We start from the raw sequence: 25,561 nt of genomic DNA, 5'->3' as shown, positions 1-25,561 counted from the left end.
ACCCCCAATCGTCCACGATGACGCTGAAACAGCGTCCACGATCAGACTGAAACGCCGTCCACGATCACGCTGAAATCCCGTCCACGATCAGCCTGAAATGCCGTCCACGATGGGCTGAAATACGCAACCTACCACGATTCCTGCTCGGGACTGCGCGAGTTGGGCATCAAGCATCAGCCCCGGCAGTTGCTGGCGCTCGTGCCCGGGCTCGGCCTGTGCGAGATGGAACAATGCGAGCAGTGTTGCGGTTTTGGCGGCACCTTTGCGGTCAAGTACGGCAATATTTCAGCGGCCATTGCCGATGACAAGTGCGCCAACATCCAGGCCACGAAGGCGCGAGCGGTGGTGCTGGGCGATCTGGGCTGCATGCTGCAGATCGAAGGGCGATTGCGCAGACAGGGCGACCACACCACGCAGGTGCTTCACATCGCCGAAGTGTTGAGAGGAAAGCGCTGATCATGGAATCCCAGACCCTGCATTTCAAGGCGCGCGCCGGGCAGAAACTGGCCGATCAGCGTCTGCAGCAAAACCTCAAGAAGCTCTCGACCAAGTTCGTGACAGGCCGGGCTGCGGCCATCGCCGCGCTGGACGGGTTCGAACAGATTCGAGAGGCTGCCGTCAATCGCCGCAATGTGGCGCTGAAAACCCTCGATGTCTGGCTGGAGCGATTCGAGGCCGAAGCGCGGCGCCGCGGTACCACGGTGCTCTGGGCGCAAACCCCGCAGGATGCCGCCGATCTGGTGGTGCAGATCGCCCGCAGGCATGGCTGCAAGCAGGCGATCAAGACCAAGTCCATGGTGTCGGAGGAAATGGGCCTGAACGCCGCGCTGCAATCCGCCGGGGTTCAGGTGACGGAAACCGATCTGGGCGAATACATCCTGCAGATCAACGGCAACGAGCCTCCCTCGCACATCATCGCGCCCGTGGTGCACAAGGACAAGGAGGAGATCGCCGATCTGTTCGCGCGCACGCACCACACGCCGCGCAAGACCGATATTCCCGAGATGACCCGCGAAGCCCGCGAGGTGCTGCGGGCGAAGTTTCTGGCAGCCGATATGGGCATTACCGGCGGCAATTTCGTCGTGGCCGAGACCGGCTCGGTCGCCCTGGTCACCAACGAGGGCAACGAGGGCATGTGCACCATTCTGCCGCGGGTGCATGTGGCGGTGACGGGGGTGGAGAAGGTGCTGCCCACACTCGAAGACTTGGCGGCGATGATGCGTCTGCTGCCGCGCTCAGCGACGGGCCAGACCATCAGCAATTATTTTTCCGTGCTCACCGGCCCCAGGCGTGAGGGCGACCGCGACGGCCCGGAACAGATGTATGTGGTGCTGCTCGATGGCGGGCGCACGAGTCTGGTGGGTGGCGCGTTTGCCGAGATGCTGCGCTGCATCCGCTGCGGGGCCTGCATGAACCATTGCCCCGTCTATCAGAAAATCGGTGGGCATACCTATGGCTGGGTATACCCGGGGCCGATGGGTTCGGTGCTGACGCCGAGTTATCAGGGGCTTGAGCGCACGCAGGATTTGCCGCAGGCCGCGACTCTGTGCGGGCAGTGCCAGGTCGTGTGTCCGATGAAAATTCCGCTGCCCGACCTGCTGCGAAAAATGCGCGAGCAACAATTCGAACGCGAGATGCGCCCCGCCAGAGAGCGCTGGGCCTTGCGGTTGTGGAGCTATGCTGCCCGCCATCCGGCACTGTATCGGCCGGGAGCTCGCTTCGGCTCGCTGCTGCTGCGCCTGCTCGGCGGTGAGCGCAGGCGCATCTACCATCTGCCAGGGGCGCGAGGCTGGACCGATTACCGCGACCTCGTGACTTCGGCCGAACCGACGTTCAAGCAGCAGTTCGCGGCACGGCAGAAACAGCGCGCATCAGACTGACCCGGACGCGGCGAGCGGATCGATCCATTCGCCGCCGCGGTAAACCTCGAAAGGCCGGAAATTGGATTTGTAGGCCATCTTGCGACTGTGCGCGATCCAGTAGCCCAGATACACATGCGGCAACTGCATCGCGCGCGCCTGCTCGATCTGCCAGAGGATGCCGTAGGTGCCGTAGCTGCTGCCGGCGTCCGCCGTTTCGAAGAAGGTATAGACCGCGGAGAGTCCGTCCGAGAGCACATCGACCACCGAGACCATCTTGAGCGCGCCGAGTTCCTCACCCGCTTGTGCGGGAGCGCGGAATTCGACCAGCCGGGTGTTCACCCGGCTTTGCAGCAGGAACTGGGCGTACTGATCGATGCTGTCGTGATCCATGCCGCCGCCGGTGTGGCGCGAGGCCTGGTAGTGCAGGTAGAGCTGATAGTGCTCGGGCAGGAAGCCGAGCTTGAGCACGCGCACCGATAGATCGCCGTGCCGCTTCCACACCCGCCTCTGCGCGCGGCTGGGTGAAAACTGTGACGCCAGCACGCGGATGGGTAGGCAGGCCTGGCAGTCATCGCATTGCGGGCGATAGGTGAACAGGCCGCTGCGGCGAAAACCGGCGCGCACCAGATCGGAATAGACGTCGGCGTTGATCAGATGGCTGGGCGTGGCCACCAGCGAGCGCGCCATGCGTCCGGGCAGGTAGCTGCACGGATAGCTCGCCGTGGCATAGAACTGCAGGGTGGTCAGCGGAAGTTCTTTGGGATGGGTCACAGCCAGCGTGCGCAATCGGTGAAAAAGGTCGAATCATCATACTGCCAGTTCGTCACGGGAGACTGGCGCGTGGCCTTGCTCACCTGCTGCAAAAAATCGGCGCGCGGGATGGGGGCTGCGCCCATCTGCGCCAGATGGTCGGTCTGCTGCTGACAATCGATCAGGGCGATGCCTTGGCGCAGACAGAAGCCGCAAAGCGCCATCAGCAGGGTTTTGGAACCGTCGGACACCTCGGTGAACATGGATTCGCCGTAGAACATGCGGCCGATGCATACGCCATACAGTCCGGCGCGCAGCGCATCGCCCTCCCACAACTCGAAACTGTGGGCCAGGCCACGCACATGCAGCGCACTGTAGGCCTGCAGCATCTCGGGGGTGATCCAGGTGCCGGTCTGCGCACGCTGTGCGCCGCACTGCTGCATGACGCGGGCGAAAGCGGTGTCGATGCGAACATGCCAATCGGCGCTGCGGGAAAAACGCCGCGCCGATTTTTTCAGCGAGCGTGTCACACGCAACTGCTCGGGCCGCAGCACCATGCGCGGATCGGTGCTCCACCACAGGATCGGCTCGCCCGGGCTGAACCACGGAAAGATGCCGTGGCGGTAGGCGCGCTCCAACGTGTCGGCATCGAGCCGTCCTCCTGCGGCAAGCAGGCCGGGGAAAGGCGACAATGCAGGCAGCGCCATTGACGCGGGCGGGAAGTCTTCGCCCGGCGCGAGCCGGGGGATTTGCCAGTTCATGGCCGGATTTTTCTGGAGATATCCATCATGCCAATTTACCAATTCGCCGACTGGCGTCCCGAGATCGCCGCCGATGCCTATGTGGCGCCGGGCGCGCACGTCATGGGCAGGGTGCGGCTGTTGCCTCGTTCGAGCGTGTGGTTTTCTGCGGTGCTGCGCGGTGACAACGAGCCTATCGAGATCGGCGAGGAGTCGAACGTGCAGGACGGCTCGGTGCTGCATACCGATCCGGGCTATCCCCTCACGGTCGGGTCGCGCGTGACCATCGGCCATCAGGCCATGCTGCATGGCTGCACCATCGGCGAAGGCAGCCTGATCGGCATTGGCGCAGTGGTGTTGAATGGCGCAAAGATTGGCCGCAATTGCCTGGTGGGCGCGGGTGCGCTGGTGACCGAAGGAAAAGTGTTTCCCGACGGCGTGCTGATTCTGGGCACGCCAGCACGAGTGGCACGCGAACTCACCCCGGAGGCCATCGACGCCATGCACCGCAACACCCAGCATTATGTCGAGCGCGCCCGGCGCTTTGCCCAAGACCTTCAACGGATGGACCGATGAACGATCGACTCGTCAAATTCATGCTCGGGGCAGGCCATGTGCGCGGTGTCATCGTCCGTCTGGAGTCCACCTGGGCCGAGTTGCAAAAGCGCCGCACTTACCCGCAGCAAGCCTCTGCCCTGGTGGGGCAGATGGCGGCGGCCAGCGCCTTGCTGTCGGGGAGTCTGAAGTTCGACGGCGCGCTGATTCTGCAGATTCAGGGTGATGGTCCACTGAGGCTTGCGGTCGCCGAGTGCCAGCCCGACTTCGGGCTGCGGGCAACGGCCAAGATGGCCGACGAGGTGCAGGATGAGGCGCCGCTGCCGAAGGAACTGGCCACGCTGGTCAACCGGCATGGCAAAGGGCGCTGCGCCATCACCCTCGACCCGCGCAATCCCGAATCCGGCCTGCAGCCGTACCAAGGCATCGTGGCGCTCACCGATGAGCTTGGCCAGACGCTGCCGTCGCTGGCCGCCATGCTGGAACAGTATCTGGCGCAATCGGAGCAGATCGACTCGCTGCTCCTGCTGGCCAGCAACGATCAGGCCGTGTGCGGGCTGCTGCTGCAACGCATGCCGGGCGAGCAACGGACTGCAACAGGGGCAGAACAACCCGACGATGATTTTCAGCGGGCGCGCCATTTGGCGGCGACCCTGACTTCGGATGAACTGTTACAGCTCGCGCCGGAGGAAGTGCTCAGGCGCCTGTTCTGGGAAGAAAACGCCCGGGTGTTCGAGCCGCAGACTCCGCGCTTTCACTGCACTTGTTCGCGCGAGCGGGTGGCGGGCATGCTGCGCATGCTGGGGCGCGGCGAGGTGGAGTCGATTCTCGCCGAGCAAGGCGAGGTGGATGTGCGCTGTGAGTTCTGCGGTCAGGGTTATGCCTTCGACGCGATCGATGCGGCGCAGGTGTTTGTCAACACGCTGGTCCAGCCGCCGGTGGCGTCAAACCGTCATTGAAAACTCACCGAGCGTCACCGAGTCTCACCGGGCGCCCGCGTTGGCGCCTGCGCGGGCGGCACGATCTGCACAAAAATCTCGTCGGGCTTGACCATGCCCATTTCGCGCCGGGCCTGATCCTGCACGCCGCTCAGTCCGGTCTTGAGATCTTGCACCTCGGCGGCCAGGCGGTCGTTGTCCTGCTGCGCCAGCGCGTTGGCCTGCTCCTGCTGGCTGAGTTGATTTTCCAGCCGCTGCACGGCAAACCAGCCCCGTTCGCCGAACCACAGCGGCCACTGCAACAGCAGCAGCAGACTCACGAGCAGGACGGTGACCCAGCGCATGGTGATGAGCCGCGCGTCAAGCGATCAACGCAGGTTGTAGAACACGTCGCGGCCGAGGAAGCGGGCGGTCTCGCCCAGGTTTTCCTCGATGCGCAGCAACTGGTTGTACTTGGCGATGCGGTCGCTGCGCGACAGCGAGCCGGTCTTGATTTGCCCGGCGTTGGTGGCCACGGCAATGTCGGCGATGAGGCTGTCCTCGGTTTCGCCGGAGCGGTGCGACACCACGGCGGTCCAGCCCGCGCGCTTGGCCATTTCGATGGCAGCGAAGGTCTCGGTCAGGGTGCCGATCTGGTTCACCTTGATGAGAATGGAGTTGGCCAGATTGTCGGCAATGCCGTTTTTCAGAATGGAGGTGTTGGTGACGAAGATGTCGTCGCCCACCAGTTGCACCCTCTTGCCCAGGCGTTCGTTCAGGCGCTTCCAGCCGTCCCAATCCTGTTCGGCCAGGCCGTCCTCGATCGACACGATGGGGTATTTGCCCAGCCAGTTGTCGTAGAAGTCGACCATCTCTTCGCTGGAGAGCACCAGGCCTTCGCCTTCGAGGTGATACTTGCCGTCCTTGTAGAACTCGCTCGAAGCGGGGTCGAGGGCGATGGCGACCTGTTCGCCAGGGCGATACCCCGCCTTTTCGATGGCCTCGACGATGAGCTGCAGCGCCGCTTCATGGTTGGCCACGTTGGGCGCGAAACCGCCTTCGTCGCCCACCGTGGTCGGCAGGCCGCGGTCATTGAGGATGCCCTTGAGTGCATGGAACACTTCCGCGCCGTAACGCAGGGCCTCGTGGAAGCTGGGCGCGCCCACCGGCATGATCATGAACTCCTGCATGTCCAGGCTGTTGTTGGCGTGGGCGCCGCCGTTGATCACATTCATCATCGGCACCGGCAGTTCGCGCGCGGCGAAGCCGCCGAGGTACTGGTAGATCGGCATGCCGGCTTCTTCGGCAGCAGCCTTGGCCACGGCCATGCTGACCGCCAGAATGGCATTGGCGCCCAGACGCGACTTGTTGTGCGTGCCGTCGAGGTCGATCAGCGTCTGGTCGAGGAAGGTCTGCTCGGTGGCGTCCAGGCCCATCACCGCTTCGGTGATCTCGGTGTTGATGTGCTCGACCGCGCGCAGCACGCCTTTGCCGCCGTAGCGCGACTTGTCGCCGTCACGCAGTTCCATGGCTTCGCGCGTACCGGTGGACGCGCCGGACGGCACTGCCGCGCGGCCGATGAACCCGGTCTCCAGCACCACGTCGCATTCGACAGTGGGATTGCCGCGGCTGTCGAGGATTTCGCGGGCGGTGAGGTCAACGATGGCACTCATGAAAACTCCTGTTCGAGAAAGTGGGATGGAGGTCGGAAATTACACACCCTGCACGGCGATCATGCGCATGACGGCTGCGCCTGCGCGCGCCTGCCGGGCCAATTCGTACTCGGCGCTGTCATAGAAAGCGTGCGCCGCGGCCATGTCGGGAAATTTCAGCAGCACGATGCGGCTGGGCGACCAGTCGCCTTCGAGCACTTCGACCGCGCCGCCGCGGATGCAGACCTCGGCGCCATGCGCGGCGATGGCCTGGGAAGACAGCGCCTTGTACTGCTCGTACTGCTGGGGGTCGGTCACGTCGACGTGGGCAATGATGTAGGCGCTCATGGTGTAGGCACTTAGGGTGTAAGCGCTTAGGGTGTAAACGCTTGTGGCAGGTTCAATTGAAGTCGTTTTCCAGAAAGCCGCGGCGCTTGACGGCGGCATCGATTTCCTTGAGGCTTTCGAGCAGGGCGCGCATGTGGTGCAGCGGCACGGCGTTGGGGCCGTCGCTCAGCGCCTTGGCCGGATCGGGGTGGGTTTCCATGAACACGCCCGAGACGCCCGCGGCCACCGCCGCGCGGGCGAGCACCGGCACGAACTCGCGCTGTCCGCCCGAGCTCGTGCCTTGCCCGCCGGGCAACTGCACCGAATGGGTGGCGTCGAACACCACCGGGCAATCCGTCTCGCGCATGATGGCCAGCGAGCGCATGTCGGCGACCAGATTGTTGTAGCCAAAGCTCACTCCGCGTTCGCAGGCCATGAACAAGGTGTCGGGATGTCCGGCCTGCGCCGCGGCAGCGCGTGCCTTGGCGATGACGTTCTTCATGTCGCCGGGTGCGAGAAACTGGCCCTTCTTGATGTTCACCGGCTTGCCCAGACTGCTGACCGCATGGATGAAGTCGGTCTGGCGGCAGAGAAACGCCGGGGTCTGCAGCACGTCGACGATCTCGGCCACGCGCGGCGCTTCTTCGGCGGTATGCACATCGGTGAGCACGGGCACGCCGATGTCGCGGCGAACCTTGGCGAGAATCTCCAGGCCGCGCTCCATGCCGGGGCCGCGAAACGACTGCCCGCTGGAGCGGTTGGCCTTGTCGTAGCTGGATTTGAAAATCAGCGCAATGCCCAATTCCTCGCACAGCTCGGCAAGCGTGCCGGCCACATCCATCTGCAACTGCTCGGACTCGACAACGCAGGGGCCGCTGATGAGAAAAAAGGGCTGATCGAGCCCTACGGGAAAGTCGCACAGCGTCTGGGCGGCAGGCATGGGGGCGTTTCCTTCAGGCTTGGGCGCGATGCCGCTGCAGCGCAGCCTCGACAAAGGCGGTAAACAGCGGATGTCCGCCCCAGGGCGTCGATTTGAATTCCGGGTGGAACTGCACGCCGACGAACCAGGGATGCACGCTCTGCGGCAGCTCGACGATTTCGGTGAGGTGCTCGCGCTGCGTGATGGCCGAGATGACCAGTCCGGCTTTTTGCAGCGTGGCCAGATAGTGCTCGTTGGCCTCATAGCGATGGCGATGGCGTTCGGTGACGACATTGCCGTAAATGCCGTGGGCGAGCGTGCCCGGCTTCACATCGGCGCTCTGGGCGCCCAGGCGCATGGTGCCGCCCAGATCGGACCCGGCGTGACGCTTTTGCACGCTGCCATCGCGGTCGAGCCATTCGTCGATCAGGGCGATGACGGGCTGCGGCGTGTCGGGATCGAACTCGGTGCTGTTGGCCAGCGGCAGACCGGCCACGTGACGCGCGAACTCGATGGTGGCCACCTGCATGCCCAGGCAGATGCCCAGATAGGGAATGCGGTGTTCGCGGGCGTATTGCGCCGCCAGGATCTTGCCCTCGATGCCGCGCTTGCCGAAGCCGCCGGGCACCAGCACCGCATCAAAGGCGTCGAGCTGGGCGATGTTGGCGGGCTCCAGGGTTTCCGAATCGAGGTAGGTGATCTGCACGCGCGAGCTGGTCTTGATGCCCGCATGCCGCAGCGCTTCGTTGAGCGATTTGTACGAGTCGGACAGATCGACATACTTGCCCACCATGGCGATGCGCACAGCGTGCTGCGGGTGCTCGAGCGCCTGCACGAGATCGTCCCAGACCTTCAGGTTTGCAGGCGGCGGGTTCAGGCCCAGTTTGTCGCAAATGATGTCGTCGAGATGCTGCTGATGCAACATCTGCGGAATCTTGTAGATCGTGTCCACGTCCCACACCGAGATCACCGCGTCTTCATGCACGTTGGAGAACATGGAGATCTTGGCGCGCTCATCGTCGGGAATCGGGCGGTCGGCGCGGCAGAGCAGGGCGTCGGGCGAGATGCCGATTTCGCGCAGCTTCTGCACGCTGTGCTGGGTGGGCTTGGTCTTGAGCTCGCCCGCAGCGGGAATGAAGGGCACGAGGGTGAGGTGGACGAAGGCGCAGTCGCCCCGCTTCATGCGCAGACTCATCTGCCGCGCGGCTTCGAGAAAGGGCAGCGACTCGATGTCGCCCACGGTGCCGCCGATTTCGACGATCGCCACGTCGACCGCCTCGGGAGTGCCTTCGCCTGCGCCCCGCCGGATGAAGTCCTGGATTTCGTTGGTGATGTGTGGAATGACCTGCACCGTCTTGCCGAGGTACTCGCCGCGCCTTTCCTTGCGCAGCACGCTGTCGTAGATCTGGCCGGTGGTGAAGTTGTTCACCCGGCGCATGCGGGTGGTGATGAAGCGCTCGTAATGCCCCAGATCGAGGTCGGTCTCGGCGCCGTCTTCGGTGACGAAGACCTCGCCGTGCTGGAAGGGGCTCATCGTTCCCGGATCGACATTGATGTAGGGATCGAGCTTGATGAGGGTGACTTTGAGGCCGCGCGATTCGAGAATCGCGGCCAGAGATGCGGACGAAATGCCCTTGCCTAAGCTGGACACCACTCCGCCGGTGACGAACACATATTTGGTCATAGCCGCGCCGAATGCCGGTAAAAGCGCATTATAGGGAGCAGGTTTTTAGGGCCGGATGACAGGCGTTGTGGGCGATGTCGAAAGCGCGTTCGATCAAAAGCGCGGTCTGCTGCGGCGCCTCGAACGGGAACAGATGCGAGCCGTCGATCCACTGCAGACGATGCTGCGCCAGGCGCCTCGTCGCCTGCATGCCGGCCATGCGGATTTCGCGTGACGCGCGTCCGCCGATGAAGCTCACCGGCACGGGAAAGGGCTTGCGCGCCAAGGCGCCGAGCTGATGCGGCAGGGTTTTGTAGATGCGGTATTCGATGTCGCGCTCGAAGGCCAGTGCCCGGCCCTGCGGATCGGCCCGGGTGCCGAAGGCGGAGTAGTCGGCCAGCATCTCGGGGTCCCATTGCGCAAACGCGGTTTTCGAGGAGAAATGGGTGCGCACGGCGTCGATGTCGGTCCATTTCGTGCGTCGGCGTTTGGCCGCCGCGGCAGGCGAGAATCGCTCTCCCAGCCCGGTGCGCTTGGACAGCCAGAGCAGTCGCGCGCGCCAGCCCGACACCACGGGCGAGTCGAGCAAGATGACCTGCTGCGCCAGTTCAGGACGGGCATGGGCGGCCATCAGACTCAGATAGCCGCCCAGCGAATGTCCGACCAGCACCGCAGGCTCGGCGTGACAATCGTGTTGCAGGAAATCGATCAGTTGCTGCGCCAGCGGCTTCCAGCCATCGCGCACGGGGTACCGCGCGTCATGGCCGAAAATGGGCACGGCGCGCACCCGGAATGCCGGATCGAGCGCTTCGAACAGCTTGCGATACACCGCGGCGGGAAAGCCGTTGGCGTGGGAGAACACCAACAAGGGGCGTGGATCGGGATCGGTGGGTGGATTCACGACGCCGCGTTTCGCCCGAACTTCACTTCAGGCGCCGCTGAGCAGGGCTTTGGCGCGGGCCGCCGCCACGGACATGTCGGCGCGACCAGCCAGTTGCGCCTTGAGCGGCCCCATGAGCTTGCCCAGATCCTGCGGGCCGCTGGCGCCGGTTTGCGCCATCAGCGCGCGGATTTCGGCGTCGATGGCGTCGGCATCCAGCCGCTGCGGCAGGTAGCGTTCCAGCACGGCAATCTCGGCGGCTTCCTTGTCCACCAGGTCATGGCGCCCAGCCGGTGCGAATTGCGCCATCGCGTCGCGGCGCTGCTTGATCATTTTGTCGATGATCGCCACGACGCTCGCATCGTCCAGCACGATGCGCTCGTCGATTTCCTTCTGCTTCATCGCCGCCATCAGCAGGCGAATGGTGCCCAGCAGAGGTGCATCCTTGGCGCGCATGGCGGCCTTCATGTCATCCTGAATGCGATCTTTGATGGTCATGGTCGGTCCAATGCAAAAAGCCCGCGTTGAATGGCGGGCTGTTGAGTTCACACGGCGTTGCGAGCATCAGACGGAAAGGTCGTCAGCGCGCGCCAGCAAGCGGGAATCAGTATTTGCGCTCAGGCAGCATTTGGCTGCGAATGCGCTTGTAGTGGCGCTTGACCGCCGCAGCCTTCTTGCGCTTGCGCTCGGCCGTGGGCTTTTCGTAGAACTCGCGAGCGCGCAGCTCGGTGAGCAGACCGAGTTTTTCGATGGTGCGCTTAAAGCGCCGCAGGGCGACGTCGAACGGCTCGTTTTCTTTAACGCGAATGGTGGTCATTGATGAACTTCAATCCAATGTAGGCAGGCCAGGCAGGGTTGTCGTGTCAACGACGCGATCATTTGCTTCAGTACTGGACTGCATGGGCCAAACTCGCAGCGGCTGATGCTGGGAAATTTCAGCCATGTCGAGAAATGAAAACCAAAGATTATAGGCTCTAATTTTTTGCGAGACAAATGCCCCAGGGCAAGCGATTTTCATAGCGCCTGTGCGCAGGCCGCAGCGGAACTCCAGGCCCATTGAAAGTTGTAGCCGCCCAGCCAGCCGGTGACGTCGACGACTTCGCCGATGAAGTGCAGCCCGGGGACGTTACGCGCCATGAGGGTCGCAGACGACAGCGCCTCGGTATCGACCCCTCCGGCGGTGACTTCGGCCTTGCGCCAGCCCAGTGTGCCGCTGGGGTGAACGGCCCAGGCATGCCACTGCTGCCAGAGGCTTCGCAGCGCCTTGTCGCTGAAATCGGCCATGCGGCGATCGGCGTCGCCGGTCTGCGCGCACAGGGCCTGTGCCAGGCGCTGCGGCAGGTACTGGCCGAGTTCGCCTGCGAGTGTGCGGCGATTGCCCTGTTTGGACTGAATCCACTGCGCTTGCGTGACTTCGCCCATCAGGTTGATCAGCAGAGCCTTGCCCGGCTGCCAATAGGTCGAGGCCTGCAGGATTGCCGGGCCGCTGAGTCCGCGGTGGGTGAGCAGCAGGTCCTCGCGGAAACTGACGGTGCCTTGGGCGTATTCGGTCTGAATGTCCACCTCGAGAGAGACGCCGCTCAGATCGGCAAACGGCGCCCAAAGTGCGGGGTCGAACGCCAACGGCACCAGGGCAGGGCGCGGCGGCACGATCGGCAGGCCGAATTGCTCGGCGAGCCGATAGCCGAGAGGACTGGCGCCAATCTGCGGAATCGACAACCCGCCGGTGGCGACGACCAGGGCGCGGGTGCTCACCCAGCCCTTGGCCGTGCGCACGCGAAATCCGGGGGCAGCGGACTCGACGGCTTCCACCGCGCAGGGTTGCCAGTGCGTCACCTCACCGGCGGCGCATTCTTCGCGCAGGGCGGTGATGAGTTGCTCGGCCGAGTCATCGCAAAACAATTGTCCCTTGTGCTTTTCGTGAAAGCCGATGCGGTGTTTGCGCAGCAGGGCGATGATGTCTTGCGGCCCGTACCGCGACAGCGCCGATTTGCAGAAATGCGGATTGCCGGAGACGAAGTTTTCGGCTCGCGTGTGCAGATTGGTGAAGTTGCAGCGTCCGCCGCCGGAGATGCGGATTTTCTCGGCCACCTTGGGCCAGTGGTCGAGCAGCAGCACGCGCCGCCCGCGCTGACCGGCCAGCGCGGCGCAGAGCAGCCCGGCAGCGCCCGCGCCGATGATGACGGCGTCAAAGGGTGATGAAGGCGATGACGCCGCGCGGGAGGGCCTTGGGAAAGTTAGACTGCCGGACATGCTGGTTCTTGGAATTGAAACGTCGTGCGACGAAACCGCCGCCGCACTGTACGACACCGATGCGGGGCTGCTCGGCCATGCGCTGCATTCGCAGGTCGATATGCACCAGGCCTATGGCGGCGTGGTGCCCGAGCTCGCCTCGCGCGACCACATCCGCCGCCTTCTGCCCTTGATCGATCTTGCGCTCAGGCAGGCCGGGGTGCGGCTGGATCAGGTGAACGCCATCGCCTACACCCGCGGCCCTGGGCTGGCGGGGGCGCTGCTGGTCGGGGCGGGTGTCGCCTCGGCCATGGGCATGGCGCAGGACAAGCCGTTGATCGGCGTGCACCACCTCGAAGGACATCTGCTGTCTCCCCTGCTTTCGAAGCAGCCGCCCAGCTTTCCCTTCCTTGCCCTGTTGGTGTCCGGAGGGCACACCATGCTGCTCGACGTGCAGGCATTCGGCCGCTATACCCTGCTGGGCGAGACTGTCGATGACGCTGCGGGCGAGGCTTTCGACAAGTCGGCGAAGTTGCTGGGGCTGGGCTATCCCGGCGGGCCGGAACTGGCCCGGCTCGCGGCCTTTGGAAATGCCGCCTCGTTCGATCTTCCGCGGCCGAAAATGCACAGCCCCGATCTGGATTTTTCGTTCGCCGGGCTGAAGACCGCCGTGCTGACCCAGGTGCGAAGCCTGGGATCGAATCCTTGCGAGCAGGCCAGGGCCGATCTGGCCGCCGCCGTCCAGGAGGCGATCACCGATGTGCTGGTGCACAAGACCCTGCGTGCGCAACAGGCGACGAATAGACAAACCGTCGTCGTCGCGGGCGGCGTGGGGGCGAACCGGTTATTGCGCGAAAAATTGACCGCGGCGTTTTCGGCGCGCGGTGTGGCCTTGTTTTTCCCGGAACTGCAATGGTGCACCGACAATGGCGCGATGATCGCGCTGGCTGGCGCCCTGCGCCTGCAGGCGCATCCGGAAGCAGCCTGCGCGGCCGGGCCGTTCGACGTGCTGCCGCGCTGGGATTTGACGCAGATTACTTCGGCCTAAATTTCCCACACGCCTTGCGGCTGAAAGTCGCTGTCCTCGCCCTTGCTCGCCAGGCCGCGGGCGTTGCACACCACTCGGGAAGCGCCCACCCGATAGTCGTGGCGACAGTGCAGATGACCGTGCAGCCACAGCGTGCTGTGGAGAATCAGGTCGTCATAGGCATTGCAGAAACTCGCCGTCGAGGCGTTGACGGGATAACGCGCATCGTTGCTGCGCAGGCTGGGCGCGAAATGGGTGATGACCAGGGTGGCATCATCTTCATCCGATAGGTGGGCAGGGTTGGTCAGTTGGTCGCGCAGCCAGTCACGGCACAGCAGCCCTTCTTCGCGCAGTTCGTCGACGCCCATGGGTCGGCCATGGCGAGTGGCGCATTGCACCTGTTCGACGAAATAGCGTGCGGCGCGCATGCTGCGTTTCAAACCTTCGGCGCCGAACAGCTCGAAATCGTTCCAGAGCGTGGTGCCGAGCACCCGGATGGTTCGCCCCTGGTGTTTGAGGCGGATCTGCTCACGGTGCAGCATGGTCAATCCCAGCCGGTCGCAGCGTTCGCGCAGGGCGGCTATGGTTTGATCGAAATCCTTGCGGTCGTGCTCGTGATTGCCGGGTATGTAGATCACCGGCACGGGCCAACTGCGGAACAGATCGATCTGTGTGTGCTGCGCGTCGATATCGCCCGCAAGAACGAGCAGATCGGCGTCGGGTGCGGGCTGTGGCGCGAAGGTCTCGGTTTCCAGGTGCAGGTCGGACAGGAGTTGAATGCGCATGGCGCGTGCATCGGTGCGTTGATGGAATCTGTCAACGCACTGTAAACCGGTTCGCGCCGCTTGCCTGCGCTACCCATCCGACAAAACGGGCAGGCCGTGAACAAATCCACATTGTCGACCGCAGAGCGGCCGAGTGGCCTGCGCAGAGAGCGGATGCAACGGCATCCCGTCGCATCCACAAAAGCCGCAGAGACTTTATTTCACTGCGATCTGCTGCACGGCGGCCTGCGCCTTGCGCGGCAGGGTGAGGGTGAGCACGCCATTCTCCAGCTTCGCCTCGGCCGTGGCGGAGTCGATTTCCGCGGGCAGTTCAAAGGAGCGATAGAACTGGCTGGCGCTGCGTTCGCGGTAAATGACCTTGCCGCCTTCGGTCTTTTCGTCTTCCTTTTTCGACTCGGCCGAAATGGAGACGCGCGCGCCATCGATCTGGATTTTCACCGCATCCTTGTCGACGCCCGGCAGATCGGCGTGCACCAGATAGCCCTTGTCGGTCTCGGTCACGTCCATGCTCAGTTTTTTCAGGGACTGATCCGGGTTGTCACTGACTGCGAAAAAATCGCGGAATGCCTGATCGAAGAGACGGCCAAAAACCGGCTCCAGGCCACTGCTGTAAAGAGAAACTCGGTTGGACGGTGTGGTGACAGAATAAGCCATGATGATTCTCCTTGAGGAATAGGGGAACTCAGCCCCAGTACCCAGGATATGCCGCCATTGTGACAGTTTTCAAGTCACTGGCATCGACGACTTCTTTGGGAAGTATGGACCTGCGGCGCGCGGGAATCTTGGCGGAGACCGGTTCGGGCTACAATGAGCAGCTTTTCACCTTCACGGCGCGGAATGGTTTCTTCTGCGCACGCGAGTTCATACTTAAGGAAACTGTCATGTCTGTTGCAGATATCAACAAGGCGCAAATCGTCGCCGACCATGCCCGCGGTACGGGCGATACCGGATCTCCGGAAGTGCAGGTCGCTTTGCTGACCGCGCGCATCAACGAGCTGACCGGTCACTTCAAGACGCATGCCAAAGACCATCACGGTCGCCGCGGCCTGCTCAAGATGGTGAGCCGTCGTCGCAAGTTGCTGGACTACCTGAAAGACAAGGACGCCGATCGCTATCGCGCCCTGATCGCCAAGCTCAGTCTGCGCAAGTAAGGGTCTGTTTTTGCAAAAAACGCCTGTGTGAGTTGGTCGGCACAGGCGTTTTTTGTATGGGTGTCGTGGATCGGCAGCGTGCTGGATATCGTGGTTCGGTTTCGTGGCTCGGTATCGTCGATTCGCAGGTTTTGAAGCGCCATGCCTCCTCTGATGGGGTGCGGTGTAGGTTTCAAGGGGGCGGTGTGACCCGTGTCATTCCACCGGCGCGCCGGGCAGTCGGGCGTCGCTGGAATGGCATCACTCCGCCAGGTTTTTCAACGGGCGCCGCTGCGCTCGGCTTTGGCTTGGCCGTATTGGCCTGAGTCCAGGTTTGCAGCTGCCCCTCGATAAATGGAGTTAGCCATGTTCAACAAAGTCGTCAAAACATTCCAGTGGGGACGCCATCAAGTCACGATGGAGACGGGCGAGATCGCGCGTCAGGCCAGCGGAGCGGTGCTGCTCAATATGGACGATACGGTGGTGCTGGCCACCGTGGTGGGCGCGCGCTCGGCCAAGGCAGGGCAGGATTTCTTTCCCCTGACCGTCGATTACATCGAGAAGACCTATTCCGCAGGGCGTATCCCGGGTGGTTTTTTCAAGCGCGAGGGTCGTCCCAGCGAGAACGAGACGCTGACCTCGCGACTGATCGACCGGCCCATCCGTCCCCTTTTCCCCGAGGGCTTTTTCAATGAAGTCCAGGTGGTGGTGCATGTGTTGTCCATCAACCCGGAAGTCGATGCCGACATACCGGCCTTGCTGGCTTCGAGCGCGGCGCTGGCGGTGTCCGGTCTGCCGTTCAACGGGCCTGTGGGTGCAGCCCGCGTGGGCTATGTCAACGGCAGCTATGTGCTCAATCCGAGCCGGGCCGAACTGGCCGAAAGCCGCCTCGATCTGGTGGTCGCGGGCACGGAATCTGCCGTGCTGATGGTCGAGAGCGAGGCCGATCAACTCTCCGAAGAGGTCATGCTCGAAGCCGTGATGTTCGGCCATGCGCAGTTTCAGGTGGCGATCGACGCCATTCACGATCTGGTGCGCGATGGCGGCAAGCCCGCCTGGGACTGGACTGCACCCGAGAAGGATCAGGCGCTGATCGACCGCATCCAGGCCCTGGTCGGCGAAGACTTGCGCGCGGCCTACAAGATCACGCAGAAGCAGGCGCGCACTCAGGCGCTGCGCGAGGCTGCCGCCAAGGCGCAAGCCGGTCTGGCGCAGGCGGGCGTCGAAGTGGATGGCCCGAAAGTGGATGGCATTTTGTTCGACCTGGAAGCGCGTATCGTGCGCGACCAGATTCTCGCGGGCGAGCCGCGCATCGATGGCCGCGATACCCGCACCGTGCGCCCGATCAGCATTCGCACCGCGGTGTTGCCGCGCACGCACGGCAGCGCGCTGTTCACGCGCGGAGAAACGCAGGCGCTGGCGGTGGCCACGCTGGGCACCGACCAGGATGCGCAGATCATCGACGCGCTGACGGGTGAGTACCGCGATCGCTTCCTGCTGCACTACAACATGCCGCCGTTCGCCACGGGCGAGACCGGCCGCGTGGGCAGCCCCAAGCGCCGCGAAATCGGCCACGGCCGTCTGGCCAAGCGCGCGCTGCTGGCCGTGCTGCCAAAGAAGGAAGACTTCGCCTACACCATGCGCGTGGTGTCGGAAGTGACCGAGTCCAACGGTTCGTCTTCCATGGCGTCGGTGTGCGGCGGCTGCCTGGCGCTGCTCGACGCCGGCGTGCCGCTGAAGGCGCATGTGGCGGGCATCGCCATGGGGCTGATCAAGGAAGGCAACCGCTTTGCCGTGCTGACCGACATCCTGGGTGACGAAGATCATCTCGGCGACATGGACTTCAAGGTGGCCGGCTCGGCCGCGGGCGTGACCGCGCTGCAGATGGACATCAAGATTCAGGGCATCACCCGCGAAATCATGCAGGTGGCGCTGGCGCAGGCGCGTGAGGCGCGCCTGCACATCCTGGGCATCATGCAACAGGAGGTGGGCGGTGCACGCGTTGAGGTCTCGCTGTTCGCGCCGCGCCTCTACACCCTGAAGATCAACCCCGAGCGCATCCGCGACGTGATCGGCAAGGGCGGCGCCACCATCCGCGCCCTGACCGAAGAGACGGGCACGCAGATCGACATCGCCGAAGACGGCACCATCACCATTGCCTCGACCGACGCCGCCAAGGCCGAGATCGCCAAGCAGCGCATCCAGGATCTCACTGCCGAAGTGGAGGTAGGCCAGGTGTACGACGGCACCGTGGTCAAGATCCTCGATTTCGGTGCGCTGGTGAATGTGCTTCCGGGCAAGGACGGCCTGTTGCATATCTCGCAGATCGCCAACGAGCGCATCAACAAGGTCAGCGATTACCTGCAAGAGGGGCAGAAGGTGCGCGTCAAGGTCATCGAGACGGATGACAAGGGTCGCTTTCGCCTGTCGATCAAGGCGCTGCTGGGTGAGGCATCGAACGCGGCGCCAGAGCAGACTGCCGTGGCGGATGCAGACATTGAGCCAGGCGTCTGATCGCCACGGGTTTGATGCGCGCCATTGAAATCTCTCAGCCCGGCGGGCCTGAAGTCCTGCGACTTTGCGAGCGGCCCATGCCGCAAGCGGGCGCGGGCGAAGTCCTGCTGCGCGTGCGGGCATCCGGCGTCAACCGGCCAGATGCCTTGCAGCGGCGCGGTCTGTACCCGCCGCCTGCGGGGGCGTCCGACATTCCCGGGCTGGAAGTCTGCGGCGACATCGTCTCGGGCGATCTGAGCGGAACCGATTTGCGCCTCGGCGACACCGTTTGCGCGCTGGTTTCTGGCGGAGGCTACGCCGAGTATTGCGTGGCGCCCACCGGCCAGTGCCTGCCCTTGCCGCGCGGTCTGAGCCCGGAGGAGGGAGCTGCCCTGCCGGAAACCGCTTTCACCGTCTGGCACAACGTGTTCGAGCGTGGGCATTTGCAACCCGGCCAGACGCTGCTGGTGCAGGGCGGCAGCAGCGGCATAGGCACGATGGCCATTCAACTGGCTGTGGCCAGCGGCGCACGGGTGATCGCCACGGCCGGGTCAGACGAAAAATGCGCCGCCTGCGTCAAACTCGGTGCCGAGCTGGCGATCCATTACCGCACGCAGGATTTTGTCGAGGCCGTGCAGGCGCATACGGCGCAGCGTGGCGCCGATGTCATCCTGGACATGGTGGCGGGCAGCTATCTCGCCCGTGAACAGCGCTGCCTCGCCGAAGAGGGCCGGCTGGTGGTCATCGCCGTGCAGGGGGGCGTGAAGGCGGAAATCGACGCCGCTGTGCTGATGCGCAAGCGCCAGACTCTGACGGGCTCGACGCTGCGCGCGCGCAGCGTGACCTTCAAGAGCGCCCTCGCGCAGGCCGTGCGCAAAACGGTGTGGCCCTGGATCGAGCAAGGACGGGTGCGCCCGGTGATCGACGCCGTATTCCCGGCTGAACGGTCCGTGCAGGCGCACGAGCGCATGGAGCAAGGGCAACACATTGGCAAACTCGTGCTGCGCTGGTCTTGAGCGGCACGTCACGCAACGATATCGAACAGGAGCAAAGCATGCGTCAGCAATTCGTCGCGGGAAACTGGAAAATGCATGGCAGCCTGGCGGGCAACGCCGCGCTGCTGAGTGAAATTCTTGCTGGTGTCGGCGCGGCGCGCTGCGAAGTGGCCGTCTGCGTGCCCTATCCCTATCTCTCTCAGGTGCAGCAACTGCTGCAGACCAGCCAGATCGCGCTCGGCGCGCAGGATTGCTCGGCGCATCAGAGCGGCGCGCACACCGGCGAAGTGGCCGTGAGCATGCTGCGGGATTTCGGCTGCCGCTACGTCATCGTCGGCCATTCCGAGCGCCGCGCCGATCATCATGAGTCCGATGTGCTCGTCGCCGCCAAGGCCGAGCGTGCGCTCGAAGCGGGCATGACGCCGATCGTCTGCGTCGGCGAAACCCTGCAGGAACGCCAATCGGGGCAGACCCATGCCGTCGTGCTGCGTCAGTTGCAGGCGGTCACGCATCTTCTCGGGGCGCAGACTGCGCATATCGTCGTGGCTTACGAACCCGTCTGGGCGATCGGCACCGGCCTGACGGCCACCCCGGAGCAGGCGCAGGAAGTGCACGCCGTGCTGCGGGGGCATCTGCGCACGGTGAGTGAAGCGGCTGCTGGCGTGCGGATTCTGTACGGCGGCAGCGTCAAGCCCGACAATGCGGGAGTGCTGTTTTCGCAGCCCGACATCGATGGTGGACTCATCGGCGGGGCCTCGCTGAAGGCGGCCGATTTTCTGGCGATCATCGCGGCAGCGCGCTGAGAACGCTTGTGGGTGGAATTGCAGGCCCGTCCTGCTTATTGAAGTGAAGTTGTCAATCGCGCCTGGCGCATGAGTGTACAAATGCAAATTCTTTTGACCCTGACTCTGGTGGTGCAGATTCTGTCTGCGCTGGTGATGATCGTTCTGGTGTTGATGCAGCACGGCAAGGGGGCCGACATGGGCGCCTCTTTCGGCTCGGGCGCTTCGGGCAGCCTGTTCGGGGCGAGCGGGTCGGCCAATTTTTTGAGCCGGAGCACGGCGGTCGCTGCCACGCTGTTTTTCATCACCACGCTGATGATGGCCTATTTCGGCAACCGCGCCGATTCCGGTGACGGTGGCTTGATGGAGAAACTCGCCGCGCCGGCGCCGGTGGCCTCGGTTGCCACCCCTGCGAAACCGGCTGGTCCGATCAGCGAAATTCCCGGCGTTCCGGCTGCGGGGAACAAGGCTTCTCAAGCGGTGGCGCAGCCCAAGGCAGCGGCTTCGGCGGCGTCTGCGAGCCAATAAATTCGCGTCTCCTGCAGCCAGGCTCACGATTGATGGTGCATTGCAGCAAACACAAGCTCTGCGACTTGTCAATCTGATCTGGGGTTGAGTATTGCGTTAGAGCAATATCCTGCTGCCGCATGTTGATTCGCTGCGGGGGAACCATGTAAGATTCTTATGCTTTGCAAGTCCAGTAACAAGCAAATGGTGTGGTGCTGGCAATGTGGTAACAGGGGCTTGAGCAGGCTTGCGAAAGAAGTCCGCAGTCTCTACACCGAAGGCGCTACACCGCAGCCAGACCAGCGTGAACTGGGTGATGATCCTCAGCATCGCCGATTTCTGTCCCAGATGAGGTTTGTTGCGCCGGGCCACTTTCGCCGTGCAGCTTTTGTTGTGCGGGTCCAGCGGTGATGTTCAAGTGATATCCGGTTTTTGAGCCGACGTGGTGGAATTGGTAGACACGCTATCTTGAGGGGGTAGTGGCGAAAGCTGTGCGAGTTCGAGTCTCGCCGTCGGCACCAAAAATGATTGAAGGGCAGGGCCGCAACCCGACCCACACAACAACAGGAGATGGAGTGCGATGAACCTTGAGCAGTATCTGCCGGTGTTGTTGTTCATCCTGGTGGGCATTGGTGTGGGCGTGGTGCCCCAACTGCTCGGTTATCTGATCGCACCGAGTCGCCCCGACGCGGAAAAAAACTCTCCTTACGAGTGCGGCTTCGAAGCGTTCGAGGACGCGCGCATGAAGTTCGACGTGCGCTACTACCTCGTCGCCATTCTCTTCATCCTGTTCGACCTCGAAATCGCCTTCCTCTTTCCCTGGGCCGTCGCCCTGAAGGACATGGGCCAGATCGGCTTCTGGGCGATGATGATTTTTCTCTCCATCCTCACGATCGGCTTCATCTACGAGTGGAAGAAGGGAGCCCTCGACTGGGAATGATCACTCGCACACATGAACTCGTAGGCTGTGGCGTTGGTCTGAATCGGTGAGGAGGAAAGCATCATGAGCATTGAAGGCGTATTGCAGGAAGGTTTCATCACGACCTCCGCAGACAAGGTGATCAACTGGACGCGCACCGGTTCGCTCTGGCCGATGACTTTCGGGCTGGCCTGTTGCGCGGTGGAAATGATGCATGCCGGGGCGGCCCGATACGATCTCGATCGCTTCGGCATCGTGTTTCGCCCCAGCCCGCGTCAGTCCGACTTGATGATCGTCGCCGGAACCCTGGTCAATAAGATGGCCCCCGCCCTGCGCAAGGTCTACGACCAGATGGCCGAGCCCCGCTGGGTGCTCTCCATGGGGTCTTGCGCCAATGGCGGCGGCTATTACCACTACTCCTATTCCGTGGTGCGCGGCTGTGACCGCATCGTGCCGGTGGATGTGTATGTGCCGGGCTGCCCGCCGACGGCCGAAGCGCTGCTTTACGGGTTGATCCAGTTGCAGAACAAGATCCGCAGGACCGAAACGATCGCACGCTGACCGCCCAGCACTTCCAGCCTTCGCCTACGGCCTTCACCAACTCCGCACCATCGACGCCATGACCAGCAAGCTCGAACGACTCGACACCGCGCTGCGCGCCGCATTGGGTGAGCGCATCGTGGCCCTGCAGGCCAGCGTGGGCGAACTCACGCTCGACGTGGCCCCCGGCCATTACCGCGAGGTATGTCTGGCCTTGCGCGATGAGGCCGAACTGCACTTCGAGCAATTGATCGATCTTTGCGGCGTCGATTACGCGCAATACGGCAATACCGTGCGCGATGAGGCGGGTCGCTTCATGGTGGTGGTGCATCTGCTGTCTTTGCAGCACAACTGGCGGCTGCGCGTGCGCGTGCGCTGTGCCGACGATGATCTGCCGCTGGTGGCCTCGGTCAACGACATCTGGAACGCCGCCAACTGGTTCGAGCGCGAGGCCTTCGATCTTTACGGCATCATTTTCGAAGGTCACCCGGATCTCCGCCGCATCCTCACCGACTACGGCTTCATCGGCCATCCCTTCCGCAAGGACTTCCCGCTTTCCGGTACGGTGGAAATGCGCTACGACCCCGACAGCAAGCGGGTGATCTATCAGCCCGTCACCATCGAACCCCGCGAGATCACCCCGCGCATCATCCGCGAGCCGGGCTATGGTGGCCTGGGCATGGTTCATCCCGGCGGTGTCAACCGTGCTGATCTGGGGCGCCGAGCTTGAGGCATCGATATGGCTGACATCAAAAACTACACCCTCAACTTCGGCCCGCAACACCCTGCGGCGCATGGCGTGCTGCGCCTGGTGCTCGAACTCGACGGCGAAGTGGTGCAGCGCGCCGATCCGCATATCGGCCTGTTGCACCGGGCCACCGAAAAACTGGCCGAGCACAAGACCTACATCCAGGCGCTGCCGTATATGGACCGCCTCGACTATGTGTCGATGATGTGCAATGAGCACGCCTACTGTCTGGCGGTGGAAAAACTCCTGGGCGTCGAGGTGCCGATTCGGGCGCAGTACATCCGGGTGATGTTTGCCGAGATCACCCGTCTGCTCAATCACCTCATGTGGCTGGGCGCGCATGGGCTGGATTGCGGCGCGATGACCGTTTTCCTCTATGCCTTCCGCGAGCGCGAAGACCTGTTCGACATGTACGAGGCGGTGTCGGGCGCGCGCATGCACGCGGCCTATTTCCGACCCGGCGGCGTGTACCGCGACCTGCCCGACAGCATGGCGCAGTACGGAGAGTCGAAGATACGCAATGCTCGCGCCGTCGCGTCGCGCAACGCCAATCGTCAGGGTTCGCTGCTGGACTTCATCGAAGACTTCACCCAGCGCTTCCCGGCCTATGTCGATGAATACGAAACCCTGCTGACCGACAACCGCATCTGGAAACAGCGTACCGTGGGCATCGGCGTGGTGTCTCCCGAGCGTGCGATCAATCTGGGGATGACGGGGCCGATGCTGCGCGGCTCCGGCGTGGTCTGGGATCTGCGCAAAATGCAGCCCTATGACGTCTACGACCGCATGGATTTCGACATCCCGGTCGGCAAGAATGGCGACTGCTACGACCGTTATCTGGTGCGCGTGGAAGAAATGCGCCAGTCCAACCGCATCATCAAGCAATGTGTGGATTGGCTGCGCGCAAATCCCGGCCCGGTGATCACCGACAACCACAAGGTGGCAGCCCCTGCGCGCGAAGAAATGAAGACCAGCATGGAAGCGCTGATCCATCATTTCAAGCTGTTCAGCGAAGGCATGCACGTGCCCGAAGGTCAGGCTTATGCCGCCGTCGAGCATCCCAAGGGCGAGTTCGGCATCTACCTCGTATCGGATGGGGCGAACAAACCCTACCGGCTCAAGATCCGGGCCCCTGGTTTCGCGCATCTGGCCGCACTCGACGAAATGTCGCGCGGCCACATGATCGCCGATGTCGTGGCCATCATCGGCACGCTCGACATCGTTTTCGGGGAGATCGACCGCTGATGGATCGCTCGCCTGTCACTCGTGAAATGCAACGCATGATGTTGTCCGAATCCACCCGCCAGCGCATCGACCTGGAAGTGGCCAAATATCCGTCCGAGCAGAAACAGTCGGCGGTCATCGCGGCGCTGTCCATCGTCCAGCAGGAGCAGGGCTGGGTCTCGCCCGAGGCCGAAAAGGCGGTGGCCGACTATCTCGGCATGCCGCCGATCGCCGTGCATGAGGTGACGACCTTCTACAACATGTTCAACACCCGGCCGGTCGCGCGATTCAAGCTCAGCGTCTGCACCAATCTGCCCTGCGCGCTCAGCGGCGGGACCGCCGCGCTCAAGCACCTCTGCGACAGGCTCGGCGTCGCGCCGGGCGAAACCACCGCCGATGGCCTGTTCACCGTGCAGGAATCGGAGTGCCTGGGCGCCTGCGGCGACGCCCCGGCGATGCTGGTCAACGACCGCAGGTTGTGCAGCTTCATGCAGCCCGAACGCCTGGACGCGCTCATCGATGAACTGCGTGCCGCGGCGTCGAAGGAGGAGTCCAAGTGATGCACCAGCCGAACCAGCCTTTCGGACGCAGCAGCGGGCAGGAGACCTGCTTTCACGGCCGCCACATCCAGCCGCAGATCCTGGCCGGGCTGGATGGCAGCAACTGGGGCATCGAAGGCTATCTGGCGCGCGACGGTTATCAGGCGCTGCGCAAAATCCTCACCGAAGGCTGGACGCCCGAGCAGGTCATCGCCGAGGTCAAGGCATCTGCACTGCGCGGGCGCGGCGGCGCGGGGTTTCCTACCGGGCTGAAGTGGAGTTTCATGCCGCGGCAGTTTCCCGGTCAGAAGTATCTGGTGTGCAATTCCGACGAAGGCGAGCCGGGTACGTTCAAGGACCGCGACATCCTGCGCTTCAACCCGCATGCGGTAATCGAAGGCATGGCCATTGCCGCCTTCGCCATGGGCATCACCGTGGGATACAACTACATCCACGGCGAGATTTTCGAGGATTACGAACGTTTCGAAGAGGCCCTGCGTCAGGCGCGCGATGCGGGCTATCTGGGCGATCACATCCTGGGCAGCGGCTTCAGCTTCCAGTTGCACGCCACGCATGGTTTCGGCGCCTATATCTGCGGCGAGGAAACCGCGCTGCTCGAATCGCTCGAGGGCAAGAAGGGACAGCCGCGCTTCAAGCCGCCTTTCCCCGCAAGCTTCGGTCTGTATGGCAAGCCCACGACGATCAACAATACCGAGACCTTCGCCGCAGTGCCGTGGATCATCCGCAACGGCGGCCAGGCCTATCTCGAAGTCGGCAAACCCAACAACGGCGGTACCAAGATCTATTCGGTCTCGGGCGACGTGGCCCTGCCGGGCAATTACGAAGTGCCCATGGGCACGCCGTTTGCCAGACTGCTCGAACTCGCCGGCGGCATGCGCGAAGGGCGTGCGCTCAAGGCGGTGATTCCGGGTGGATCATCCGCGCCGGTGCTTCCCGCCGACATCATGATGGACTGCACCATGGATTACGACTCGATCGCCAAGGCCGGCTCCATGCTGGGCTCGGGCGCGGTGATCGTGCTGAACGACACGCGCTGCATGGTCAAGTCGCTGATGCGCCTGTCCTACTTCTACCAGCACGAATCGTGCGGCCAGTGCACGCCCTGCCGCGAAGGCACGGGCTGGCTGTACCGGGTGGTGCATCGCATCGAAAACGGCCAGGGCCGCATGGAAGACCTCGATCTGCTCAACTCGGTGTCGGACAACATCGCCGGGCGCACCATCTGCGCGCTGGGCGATGCCGCGGCCATGCCGGTGAAGTCGTTCATCAAGCACTTCCGTCACGAGTTCGAGCATCACATCACGCACAAGACCTGCCTCGTGCCGGCCTATGTCTGAAGCGTTATTTGTCTCGA

General features: G+C 63.4%; 28 protein-coding genes, 1 tRNA gene and 1 pseudogene. 17 read left to right on the top strand and 13 right to left on the bottom strand.

The window, feature by feature from the left end; genetic code table 11:
• Positions 1-126: 126 nt before the first annotated feature.
• Both RBR52_RS06225 and RBR52_RS06220 read left to right on the top strand, forming a co-directional pair.
• Positions 127-456 (top strand): annotated as a pseudogene (locus RBR52_RS06225) (heterodisulfide reductase-related iron-sulfur binding cluster); the annotation flags it as partial.
• A gap of 2 nt (positions 457-458) precedes the next feature.
• The gene (locus tag RBR52_RS06220; protein WP_320376328.1) at positions 459-1,880 is read left to right on the top strand and encodes a LutB/LldF family L-lactate oxidation iron-sulfur protein; all 1,422 of its coding nucleotides are present in this window, start codon (positions 459-461) and stop codon (positions 1,878-1,880) included.
• On the opposite strand, the gene RBR52_RS06215 is transcribed toward RBR52_RS06220, so the two are convergent.
• Together RBR52_RS06215 and aat are read right to left on the bottom strand one after the other, a co-directional pair.
• Positions 1,872-2,633: an arginyltransferase gene (locus RBR52_RS06215; RefSeq protein WP_320376327.1), complete on the bottom strand. Its 762-nt coding sequence runs from the start codon at positions 2,631-2,633 to the stop codon at positions 1,872-1,874. The two genes, RBR52_RS06220 and RBR52_RS06215, sit on opposite strands and share 9 nt — an antisense overlap.
• Positions 2,630-3,373 (bottom strand): leucyl/phenylalanyl-tRNA--protein transferase, encoded by a 744-nt coding sequence (aat, locus tag RBR52_RS06210; RefSeq protein ID WP_320376326.1) that lies wholly within the window; start codon positions 3,371-3,373, stop codon positions 2,630-2,632. The genes RBR52_RS06215 and aat overlap by 4 nt, the downstream gene beginning before the upstream one ends.
• A 27-nt stretch (positions 3,374-3,400) precedes the next feature.
• Between aat and RBR52_RS06205 the strand changes: the two genes are divergently transcribed.
• Complete coding sequence (locus RBR52_RS06205; RefSeq protein WP_320376325.1) at positions 3,401-3,928, top strand: gamma carbonic anhydrase family protein; 528 nt, start codon at positions 3,401-3,403, stop codon at positions 3,926-3,928.
• Complete coding sequence (locus RBR52_RS06200; protein WP_320376324.1) at positions 3,925-4,866, top strand: Hsp33 family molecular chaperone HslO; 942 nt, start codon at positions 3,925-3,927, stop codon at positions 4,864-4,866. Before RBR52_RS06205 ends, RBR52_RS06200 begins: the two co-directional genes overlap by 4 nt.
• Positions 4,867-4,880: 14 nt before the next feature.
• Here RBR52_RS06200 and ftsB read toward each other — a convergent pair whose 3' ends face one another.
• The 9 genes from ftsB to RBR52_RS06155 form a co-directional block, all read right to left on the bottom strand.
• Positions 4,881-5,189 (bottom strand): cell division protein FtsB, encoded by a 309-nt coding sequence (gene ftsB, locus RBR52_RS06195; protein ID WP_320376323.1) that lies wholly within the window; start codon positions 5,187-5,189, stop codon positions 4,881-4,883.
• Positions 5,190-5,213: 24 nt separating this feature from the next.
• Positions 5,214-6,497: a phosphopyruvate hydratase gene (gene eno, locus RBR52_RS06190; protein WP_320376322.1), complete on the bottom strand. Its 1,284-nt coding sequence runs from the start codon at positions 6,495-6,497 to the stop codon at positions 5,214-5,216.
• A 39-nt stretch (positions 6,498-6,536) separates the two neighbouring features.
• Complete coding sequence (locus RBR52_RS06185) at positions 6,537-6,824, bottom strand: DUF1330 domain-containing protein (RefSeq protein ID WP_320376321.1); 288 nt, start codon at positions 6,822-6,824, stop codon at positions 6,537-6,539.
• Between the two features lie 52 nt (positions 6,825-6,876).
• Entirely contained in the window at positions 6,877-7,743 is an 867-nt protein-coding gene (gene kdsA / locus RBR52_RS06180) for a 3-deoxy-8-phosphooctulonate synthase (protein ID WP_320376320.1), read from the bottom strand.
• 13 nt (positions 7,744-7,756) lie between these two features.
• Entirely contained in the window at positions 7,757-9,406 is a 1,650-nt protein-coding gene (locus tag RBR52_RS06175) for a CTP synthase (protein WP_320376319.1), read from the bottom strand.
• Positions 9,407-9,434: 28 nt separating this feature from the next.
• Positions 9,435-10,286 carry an alpha/beta hydrolase gene (locus tag RBR52_RS06170; protein ID WP_320376318.1) on the bottom strand — a complete coding sequence of 284 codons (852 nt, stop codon included), beginning with the start codon at positions 10,284-10,286 and terminating at the stop codon, positions 9,435-9,437.
• A gap of 27 nt (positions 10,287-10,313) precedes the next feature.
• Positions 10,314-10,763 (bottom strand): GatB/YqeY domain-containing protein, encoded by a 450-nt coding sequence (locus RBR52_RS06165; protein ID WP_320376317.1) that lies wholly within the window; start codon positions 10,761-10,763, stop codon positions 10,314-10,316.
• 106 nt (positions 10,764-10,869) lie between these two features.
• Positions 10,870-11,082 (bottom strand): 30S ribosomal protein S21, encoded by a 213-nt coding sequence (rpsU, locus tag RBR52_RS06160; RefSeq protein WP_055450829.1) that lies wholly within the window; start codon positions 11,080-11,082, stop codon positions 10,870-10,872.
• A 197-nt stretch (positions 11,083-11,279) separates the two neighbouring features.
• Positions 11,280-12,518 carry an aminoacetone oxidase family FAD-binding enzyme gene (locus RBR52_RS06155; protein ID WP_320376316.1) on the bottom strand — a complete coding sequence of 413 codons (1,239 nt, stop codon included), beginning with the start codon at positions 12,516-12,518 and terminating at the stop codon, positions 11,280-11,282.
• Here RBR52_RS06155 and tsaD point away from each other — a divergent pair.
• Positions 12,517-13,545: a tRNA (adenosine(37)-N6)-threonylcarbamoyltransferase complex transferase subunit TsaD gene (gene tsaD, locus RBR52_RS06150; RefSeq protein ID WP_320376315.1), complete on the top strand. Its 1,029-nt coding sequence runs from the start codon at positions 12,517-12,519 to the stop codon at positions 13,543-13,545. The two genes, RBR52_RS06155 and tsaD, sit on opposite strands and share 2 nt — an antisense overlap.
• Here the strand turns inward: tsaD and RBR52_RS06145 are convergent.
• On the bottom strand, positions 13,542-14,309 hold the full coding sequence (locus RBR52_RS06145) for a metallophosphoesterase (RefSeq protein WP_320376314.1): 768 nt from the start codon (positions 14,307-14,309) through the stop codon (positions 13,542-13,544). The two genes, tsaD and RBR52_RS06145, sit on opposite strands and share 4 nt — an antisense overlap.
• A gap of 195 nt (positions 14,310-14,504) precedes the next feature.
• Positions 14,505-14,963 carry an Hsp20/alpha crystallin family protein gene (locus RBR52_RS06140; protein WP_320376313.1) on the bottom strand — a complete coding sequence of 153 codons (459 nt, stop codon included), beginning with the start codon at positions 14,961-14,963 and terminating at the stop codon, positions 14,505-14,507.
• Positions 14,964-15,190: 227 nt separating this feature from the next.
• On the opposite strand from RBR52_RS06140, the gene rpsO reads away from it, so the two are divergent.
• From rpsO to nuoF, 12 genes are all read left to right on the top strand, one after another.
• A complete protein-coding gene (gene rpsO / locus RBR52_RS06135) occupies positions 15,191-15,460 on the top strand; it encodes a 30S ribosomal protein S15 (RefSeq protein ID WP_320376312.1) in 270 nt (89 codons plus the stop codon).
• Positions 15,461-15,805: 345 nt separating this feature from the next.
• Positions 15,806-17,953, top strand: a complete 2,148-nt coding sequence (pnp, locus tag RBR52_RS06130) for a polyribonucleotide nucleotidyltransferase (protein WP_320376311.1) — start codon at positions 15,806-15,808, stop codon at positions 17,951-17,953.
• Positions 17,954-17,967: 14 nt separating this feature from the next.
• Positions 17,968-18,948: an NAD(P)H-quinone oxidoreductase gene (locus RBR52_RS06125; protein WP_320376310.1), complete on the top strand. Its 981-nt coding sequence runs from the start codon at positions 17,968-17,970 to the stop codon at positions 18,946-18,948.
• A gap of 38 nt (positions 18,949-18,986) precedes the next feature.
• Positions 18,987-19,730 (top strand): triose-phosphate isomerase, encoded by a 744-nt coding sequence (gene tpiA / locus RBR52_RS06120; protein ID WP_320376309.1) that lies wholly within the window; start codon positions 18,987-18,989, stop codon positions 19,728-19,730.
• 81 nt (positions 19,731-19,811) lie between these two features.
• Positions 19,812-20,237, top strand: a complete 426-nt coding sequence (gene secG, locus RBR52_RS06115) for a preprotein translocase subunit SecG (RefSeq protein ID WP_320376308.1) — start codon at positions 19,812-19,814, stop codon at positions 20,235-20,237.
• Between the two features lie 415 nt (positions 20,238-20,652).
• A tRNA-Leu gene (locus RBR52_RS06110) sits at positions 20,653-20,737 on the top strand.
• A gap of 59 nt (positions 20,738-20,796) precedes the next feature.
• Complete coding sequence (locus RBR52_RS06105; RefSeq protein WP_320376307.1) at positions 20,797-21,156, top strand: NADH-quinone oxidoreductase subunit A; 360 nt, start codon at positions 20,797-20,799, stop codon at positions 21,154-21,156.
• A gap of 63 nt (positions 21,157-21,219) precedes the next feature.
• Complete coding sequence (locus tag RBR52_RS06100; RefSeq protein WP_320376306.1) at positions 21,220-21,696, top strand: NADH-quinone oxidoreductase subunit B family protein; 477 nt, start codon at positions 21,220-21,222, stop codon at positions 21,694-21,696.
• A gap of 58 nt (positions 21,697-21,754) precedes the next feature.
• Entirely contained in the window at positions 21,755-22,405 is a 651-nt protein-coding gene (locus tag RBR52_RS06095) for an NADH-quinone oxidoreductase subunit C (protein ID WP_320376305.1), read from the top strand.
• 9 nt (positions 22,406-22,414) lie between these two features.
• Complete coding sequence (locus tag RBR52_RS06090; RefSeq protein WP_320376304.1) at positions 22,415-23,668, top strand: NADH-quinone oxidoreductase subunit D; 1,254 nt, start codon at positions 22,415-22,417, stop codon at positions 23,666-23,668.
• 38 nt (positions 23,669-23,706) lie between these two features.
• Positions 23,707-24,207, top strand: a complete 501-nt coding sequence (gene nuoE / locus RBR52_RS06085; RefSeq protein WP_320376333.1) for an NADH-quinone oxidoreductase subunit NuoE — start codon at positions 23,707-23,709, stop codon at positions 24,205-24,207.
• Positions 24,207-25,544: an NADH-quinone oxidoreductase subunit NuoF gene (nuoF, locus tag RBR52_RS06080; protein WP_320376303.1), complete on the top strand. Its 1,338-nt coding sequence runs from the start codon at positions 24,207-24,209 to the stop codon at positions 25,542-25,544. Before nuoE ends, nuoF begins: the two co-directional genes overlap by 1 nt.
• Positions 25,545-25,561: the final 17 nt, after the last annotated feature.

The sequence above is a fragment of the Thiomonas sp. genome (assembly GCF_034007205.1).
In the GTDB taxonomy this organism is placed as follows: domain Bacteria; phylum Pseudomonadota; class Gammaproteobacteria; order Burkholderiales; family Burkholderiaceae_C; genus Thiomonas.
The sequence above is the reverse complement of the archived record's forward strand: the minus strand, read 5'-3'. Positions and strand labels throughout refer to the sequence as shown.

Coding starts and splice junctions, on each gene's coding strand:
- kdsA (WP_320376320.1), bottom strand. CDS start 7,743: ATGCCTGCCGCCCAGACGCTGTGCGACTTTCCCGTAGGGCTCGATCAG.
- tsaD (WP_320376315.1), top strand. CDS start 12,517: ATGCTGGTTCTTGGAATTGAAACGTCGTGCGACGAAACCGCCGCCGCA.
- ftsB (WP_320376323.1), bottom strand. CDS start 5,189: ATGCGCTGGGTCACCGTCCTGCTCGTGAGTCTGCTGCTGCTGTTGCAG.
- secG (WP_320376308.1), top strand. CDS start 19,812: ATGCAAATTCTTTTGACCCTGACTCTGGTGGTGCAGATTCTGTCTGCG.
- pnp (WP_320376311.1), top strand. CDS start 15,806: ATGTTCAACAAAGTCGTCAAAACATTCCAGTGGGGACGCCATCAAGTC.
- RBR52_RS06090 (WP_320376304.1), top strand. CDS start 22,415: ATGGCTGACATCAAAAACTACACCCTCAACTTCGGCCCGCAACACCCT.
- RBR52_RS06200 (WP_320376324.1), top strand. CDS start 3,925: ATGAACGATCGACTCGTCAAATTCATGCTCGGGGCAGGCCATGTGCGC.
- RBR52_RS06185 (WP_320376321.1), bottom strand. CDS start 6,824: ATGAGCGCCTACATCATTGCCCACGTCGACGTGACCGACCCCCAGCAG.
- tpiA (WP_320376309.1), top strand. CDS start 18,987: ATGCGTCAGCAATTCGTCGCGGGAAACTGGAAAATGCATGGCAGCCTG.
- nuoE (WP_320376333.1), top strand. CDS start 23,707: ATGTTGTCCGAATCCACCCGCCAGCGCATCGACCTGGAAGTGGCCAAA.
- RBR52_RS06205 (WP_320376325.1), top strand. CDS start 3,401: ATGCCAATTTACCAATTCGCCGACTGGCGTCCCGAGATCGCCGCCGAT.
- RBR52_RS06095 (WP_320376305.1), top strand. CDS start 21,755: ATGACCAGCAAGCTCGAACGACTCGACACCGCGCTGCGCGCCGCATTG.
- RBR52_RS06220 (WP_320376328.1), top strand. CDS start 459: ATGGAATCCCAGACCCTGCATTTCAAGGCGCGCGCCGGGCAGAAACTG.
- rpsU (WP_055450829.1), bottom strand. CDS start 11,082: ATGACCACCATTCGCGTTAAAGAAAACGAGCCGTTCGACGTCGCCCTG.
- nuoF (WP_320376303.1), top strand. CDS start 24,207: ATGCACCAGCCGAACCAGCCTTTCGGACGCAGCAGCGGGCAGGAGACC.
- RBR52_RS06165 (WP_320376317.1), bottom strand. CDS start 10,763: ATGACCATCAAAGATCGCATTCAGGATGACATGAAGGCCGCCATGCGC.
- RBR52_RS06125 (WP_320376310.1), top strand. CDS start 17,968: ATGCGCGCCATTGAAATCTCTCAGCCCGGCGGGCCTGAAGTCCTGCGA.
- RBR52_RS06105 (WP_320376307.1), top strand. CDS start 20,797: ATGAACCTTGAGCAGTATCTGCCGGTGTTGTTGTTCATCCTGGTGGGC.
- RBR52_RS06175 (WP_320376319.1), bottom strand. CDS start 9,406: ATGACCAAATATGTGTTCGTCACCGGCGGAGTGGTGTCCAGCTTAGGC.
- RBR52_RS06100 (WP_320376306.1), top strand. CDS start 21,220: ATGAGCATTGAAGGCGTATTGCAGGAAGGTTTCATCACGACCTCCGCA.
- RBR52_RS06145 (WP_320376314.1), bottom strand. CDS start 14,309: ATGCGCATTCAACTCCTGTCCGACCTGCACCTGGAAACCGAGACCTTC.
- rpsO (WP_320376312.1), top strand. CDS start 15,191: ATGTCTGTTGCAGATATCAACAAGGCGCAAATCGTCGCCGACCATGCC.
- aat (WP_320376326.1), bottom strand. CDS start 3,373: ATGAACTGGCAAATCCCCCGGCTCGCGCCGGGCGAAGACTTCCCGCCC.
- eno (WP_320376322.1), bottom strand. CDS start 6,497: ATGAGTGCCATCGTTGACCTCACCGCCCGCGAAATCCTCGACAGCCGC.
- RBR52_RS06140 (WP_320376313.1), bottom strand. CDS start 14,963: ATGGCTTATTCTGTCACCACACCGTCCAACCGAGTTTCTCTTTACAGC.
- RBR52_RS06155 (WP_320376316.1), bottom strand. CDS start 12,518: ATGTCCGGCAGTCTAACTTTCCCAAGGCCCTCCCGCGCGGCGTCATCG.